This is a genomic window from Okeania hirsuta (assembly GCF_003838195.1).
In the GTDB taxonomy this organism is placed as follows: Bacteria; Cyanobacteriota; Cyanobacteriia; order Cyanobacteriales; family Microcoleaceae; genus Okeania; species Okeania hirsuta.
Genome location: NZ_RCBY01000331.1, coordinates 1 through 6,244, shown reverse-complemented (window position 1 = coordinate 6,244; position 6,244 = coordinate 1). Strand labels below are relative to the sequence as shown.

Genomic DNA, 6,244 nt, shown 5'->3' with positions numbered 1-6,244 from the left:
ACTTGAATGACACACTAAATACTCCTCTATTTCATTTTATCTGAAACTTGGGATTTTAATTCTTTTATCTCTTTTAATAATTCCAATCTTTCTCTCCGGAAAGATTTAACATCAGAAAATAATGAGGATTTATCACTTCTTAATGATTCATATCCTATTCTTAAAACTTCAAAGAAGATTTTTTTCTCAATTCTTTTTAATAAAGTCCAGTCTTTTGGTGAGCTCTCAATTTGCTTCTTCGAACTCTTATATTTTTTTTTATTTCAGTAAGATACTCTCTTTCGTTTCCTTCTTTTCAAGTAATATATTCCTTCTTGCCACCGTCGAGTTTTTTCTTCTAATTCAATAATATTTTTTCTAGAAATAGATTCTCTTTTGTAAGTTTCTTTTTTATCTTCTAAGTTTTCAAGGAGTTGTTTATTAGAAATAACTTCTTTTTCAATTGACTCAATTTTAGTTATCATACTTTTCCAAGGATTTATTTGTCTCCAAAAGAGTTAATTCAATTCGTCTTCTGTTTTAAGTGATTTACCTTGAACTCAATGACATCATCATACCTACAAGAAAATGCATTTTAGTTATACTGTTATATACTTCTATATCATGGTAAAGAATATTTTGTTATGGCGATTGCCCAATTCTCAAAAAATGCCTTCTTCAAAAAAACTCTCTAGACAAACTCAATTCGATATCATTTTCTTTTTATCAAATCTTTCATTTCTCCTATTTTATGATCTTCTAGCTTAAATTAAAATAGTGATCTTCAACTGGTGATCCTTTATTGTATAAGACCTGCTCTGATAAGTAACCTCATCATGAATATTAATTGTTCTAGTATATTTGTGGGTCGGACAATTTCGGAAAGCCTAGAACATACCATAGTACCCTTTTCTACCAGCACTACTTGTGCATATCGATGTGCAAAAAGAAAAAAGAATGAGCCATTTTATCATGGACTTTGTATACACTATTAATGCGTTTTCGGAAATAAGACTATATCATTTAACTTATTCAGCGAAATTCTTACTCTGCTAAAAATATGTTCATTCTTTTTTTAAGAAACCATACCTTGAAATACTTGGAACCATCTTTTTTCCAAATAACATATATGCGACCTTTTCTTCATTCATTTCCTATTAAAAAGTTTTTCCAAAAAGATAAAAAAGTAATTTCTCTTTTTTGCCTCAATTTAGTTTTTAAATCTTCAATTTCTTTATCTATATGTTCTTGTTTAACAAGCATGTTTCCATTATTGTTTCTCATTCTCGTATTTTCTTTTCTTTTCGTTCCGTTGAAGTCTTTTTTTTGTCCTCTCTCTTTTTTTCTTCAAATGAATACCACTATTCGGAAATTTAATCCATTCAAATATCTTGCAATCTTTAAAATTGACTTTACCTGAAAGTTGTTTTCAATGTTGCCTTTTATTACTTTTAACAACGCTAAAGAAAAAACCTTATATTTAATATGTTGGGATTCCAATAACTTAACTATTGATCATATTTTATAGATAAAGTCTTTCGCATTTATTATTTTATTTCAACTTCGTTTCTTAAATCCCACTAGCGACGATTATCCCAATATTCTGTAAACAGTGAGAAATCTTTTTTACTCTCACAATATCCAATTAATTGGCAAAGTGCATAGAATAATGTAATTCATCATAACGGAATATCGTCAAAGGGTATAATAAAGAAAAAAAGCTTATATTTTTTACTTCACTAAGAAAACAACTTTAATTGGTTATAAATTGCTGAATAGATCTTTTTATCTTTATTATCTTTCTCATTTTTAGGGTCAAATTTCTAATATCCTCACCAGATAACTCAATAAAAGATAATTCACATCCTTTTTTCAACATTTTAACTCTGGCATCAAAGCTATTAAATTGGTTGTAATATTTCTAGGACGCAACTTTCCCCCTTCCAAATTTTTAACAATACTTCTTACATATAAGAATCCTTTTCATTTTCATTTGATAACTTCTCGAACCATTTCATTAAAAATATATAATTCAAGCTGAGAGAATTGTAGTTTTACTGGCACCGTATCCCCCAAAGAAAATTATATGATGCTTATCTTTTATCAAGAATTTTTGCCAACGTGTTCTTATCTGATGCCTCGTTAGCTTTTTCTCAGTTGGATTTATGTTTACTTTGAAATTCTTTTAACAGGCGCTTCAGATTATTCCTTTCCTTTTGAGAACCTTTCTCCAGTTCATCAAATTTATTTTTCATTTTTATATTTTTTACTTAGTTGAATCTTTTGTTTCTCCAAATACAATAGGCGATCTTCCATTTTTGAATATCATTCTTCTGATTGCTCGTTGTTAAAACAGGGGAATTAAATCATTAAGAGGCTAAATAATCCAGAAACACAGCAGGTAAAAAGTAACTTTTTTGAAAAGATTTTGTAAGCTATCTACTATTGCTTCCAGTTCAGAAATATTATCGGTTTTTTCTTCAAAGGGGAAAATTTTCCTTCCTGCCAAAATGTTTTTACACTATTTCCCATATCATTATAAATTATTACAGCCTTTTTATTAGGTAACATTCGTCTTGAGTCTTACTTTCTCTAGCTATAACAATTCGTTTTTACCTGATAAATAAACAGAACAATATATTTACCTAAATAAATTATATCTTGTACCTGGAGACTTATTGTTTAGTAATTTCATTTACTTGATCTTCAATAAACTTGTATTTTCTACTTTACTCAATTATTTGGTGGTATTGATAACTTAACCCCTCCCTAAATTGTCTCCGTTGGGAATCCTATCAATGCATGTATCTCCTATTCCATCATTTTTAATTCAGCTTTCAATGTTGGTAAAATATTTTTAACTCAGTTTGTCTCATCATATATATTAGAAGAAGCTAAAGATTGATCAATTCTTTACATTAGTATAGATAAATTATTCAGCCAGTTTTCTATCTCTACTTTATTGCTGGCTCTTCAATATAAGAACTGAAAATGCATTGTAGGTACCTGCAAACGAAATGAAACAAGGTTGATAAATTAATGCGATTGGGTCTTATTGTAATCTGGGATTTTCATCTTGGAGTTTTGAACAATCAGTCAGCATAGATAAAACCAACACTAAGCGCAATAATCCAAGATATATTCCCACAATTTTATTATGCCTATTGCCGTTTCATAACCACTTATGGTTAAACATAAAAATAAGACGACATAATAAATTATTGATTAAAACTTTATTGTCTTCAATTATAGGTAATATTGATTTACTCATTGTTGTTTTTTGGGTTAAAAATTTAGCTGAGCTTCAGGTAGTTGTTTATTAGTTATGTTAGCCAACACTATTTCAGTAGCTAATTGAGGCATCACCTATATCATCAATTTTAATCTTATAAAATTTATTTTTAGTCTCGTTCTGCATTAAATTTTTTGTTTGTAAAATATCTTGGCACTTTTTATCATAATCATTCAAAATTTTTTCCTAAAATTTCATTAGCAGCATCCTGTCTAGAAAATTTTGAAGATTAATACTTTTTTTGTTAAAAGTCTTGACCTTAATGCGCTTCTATACAATTAAAGCCATGGATTAAACCTGAGAAAATTAATCCTTTACAGATTGAAATTCATGAAATAACATTTGATTGAAATATCTCGATTTATTTCATTAGGATCTATACCTACTGTTTTTTTTTATTACAAAAACAAAAAAGAATTAGTACAATGTTTCTTATTAATAGATATAGATGCAAATATTAATTCAAATCAATAATTTTTTTATTAGTGACTCGAACATCTACAAATAGTTTAAAAACTGTTAATAATAATAAATAATTTAAGAATTAATCTTTTTCAAGCTAATTCAGAAGCTAGATTATCCAGAGACCTACAAGTACTATACGTTCCCAATAATTACTTCAGTAATTACACCTAATTTTTCTTTAGTCAGAGAAATTTAATCCAAATGATAGTTATGTTTTTAAAGCGTTTTTACAATTTAGGTTTTTAACCAACACCTAATTCTACATAATTAGTAAAAAAAATTCAAAATTATTAGCAAAAAAGTCGCAAAATCAATATTTTTTTAGTAGGAATACTAATTAAAACAGAATGCCAAATGTAATTTTGGTACATTTAGAATAATTGTGTGTATTTTTACTTTTAAAATCGATTTATAAAATTAGTTGTGAATTCTATTTGTCTATCCCTATTACTAGAAGTTAATTCTGCCCTTTCTTTTTTGATATGGTCATGCGACACAATAGCTAACAACTAATCAGTTTTTCTTTAACAGATACGGGTTAAAAAAATCTTAGAAAGATTCTTTTCTTTTGCTTCACTTAATGGAATAACTTTAAATTTCCTGCACTCCAATCTATATTATCCTGTGGGTTGTTGAAGATTTATATTGGCGTATTATTTTCTCCACCTGTGGAAGAAGGCCAACGGCCCTCGATCGTAAGTCAATCTATAAATATTTCCTCGAATCCTCTTCCCATTTTTTCAGGCACCAAATAAAGCGCACATATCCGCTTCCAACTCCTCATCCTTGTTCAAAATCCTGGCCCTCCCCCACAAGGCCCTGGCCTTCTGTGCACCAATTCTCAATCTGATCCGATTAATAGTAGCTGAGGTTTTCTTTTGAGCAAGCAATCAGATCCAGCAAAGCATCCTCCTTTACCTGCTCAATATTTTGCTCCTTTACATCGTAAATCAGTCGCGAATAGCCCTCTTGTATTTAGAGAAGGTACAAAAGCTCTCTTTTCCCTTTATATGACAATGCACTTTGGATATCATCAGGAATGCTCGCAGCATAATCTTCATTCTCCTTTAATATGGTGAAGATGCCTTAGAAAAGGAGAAACGCCCGTAAACTCCTCTAGTGGGTTTTGATCTGCTATGCCCAATTTCTTTTATGTAACGGATGATAATCCGCTAAAGAGTCATATTCAGCCTTCTCAGCATCAGATAGAATAGGATCTCATGAATTTTGGGCATGTGACTTCTACTGCTCAATTTACGAAGCCGATCCTCTACTTTATGGGTACCAGCTTTTTTGCCTAATTTTCTTTAAAATCCCCAACAAATACAAGAAATCTACTGTCGTGGAGCTTTCCATAGGCGAAGAATTCTCCAGCACGTGATTGAGCACATCGGGTGTCCATTGCCAGATCATAGTTAATAACCACACTCGCATCTTGAAGGTTGACTCCATACTATAAGCATCTGTGGAGATTAATACATCATAATTCGTTAAGACTTTCTTTATCGTAATTCTATCCGCATTTGCTTCGGGAGCAAATCCATTTATAAGCTCCTGAACTTCCTTGTCAAAACCTTAAGCCCACAATTTTCTCCATTCTGTTTTACAGTATTGGCACCACATACTAGGAATAGCACCCATCAAGATCTTTCTAAGTAAACTGCAGTTTCCAATCTTTCAACAAAGATAATCACCTTTTTTTCCAAGCTATATATTCTTTTAAAGAGAAGGTAATTGCAGCAAATTTTGCGGTCTTCTCGATAGTTTTTGCCTTCAGGTCATTTAGAATAGGTTTGAGAAAATTTCTCACTTCTCTATTCTACTCAAAAAGCGGACTTTGTAATCATCTTTTAGGGTCTTCTCTATTACCTTTTGTAAGGCTACGGGAGAAAACTCATCCATCCGTTTCAGCCAGGTTGTTAATCGTATCCCTTGACCTACTCCATTCTCCATATCTATTGGGGAAGACTTTTAGCTGATGAAGAAATACCTTTTCTTAAATTGCCTGGTCTGACTTCCTTCTCTAGCAATACAGTACTTTAAGTTTTGTAATGCTAACCCTTAGGTATCCATTTCTTTGTTCCAAATAAAATATAATCCCCCTCTTTTGTTTTTTCTGCAAAATCTTTTGCAACCTGAGAAGTACTTATTACTGTGGCTACAGGCAAGCTCATAAAATCCTCAAAGAATTCTGGAGAATCCATTACTTTCCAGGCTTGAGGAGATATTTGATCATCTATCATTCCTGGCATAACTATTTGCCCATCCTGTTTGATGTATTTTTTTTCAGCAGTATGTGGCAATAGGTGTAATTGGTTATTAAGGTCACCAACTTCTTTGGAATAAGGTGTGGCTGTCAATAATAAGACATGGGCTTTCTTTTCGCCAATTGCGGAGTTTAAACGCTGAAAGGCATGCCTTTTTTTCCCATCTCTTGCCCGTACTTTATTTCTAAAATACTGGCTTTCATCGATGATGATGAGGTGCTTCTCATCAAATTGGGAAATA

1 protein-coding gene and 1 pseudogene are annotated in these 6,244 nt (G+C 31.1%); both read right to left on the bottom strand.

The genetic code is table 11. The features are described 5' to 3' along the window. Positions 1-263: 263 nt before the first annotated feature. Positions 264-464, bottom strand: a complete 201-nt coding sequence (locus D5R40_RS29465; RefSeq protein ID WP_124155618.1) for a hypothetical protein — start codon at positions 462-464, stop codon at positions 264-266. Positions 465-5,790: 5,326 nt separating this feature from the next. Further along, positions 5,791-6,244 (bottom strand): annotated as a pseudogene (locus tag D5R40_RS36405) (hypothetical protein); the annotation flags it as partial.

What these genes read in the sequence shown, in the direction of transcription:
- D5R40_RS29465 (WP_124155618.1), bottom strand. Translation starts at nt 464, where the DNA reads ATGATAACTAAAATTGAGTCAATTGAAAAAGAAGTTATTTCTAATAAA.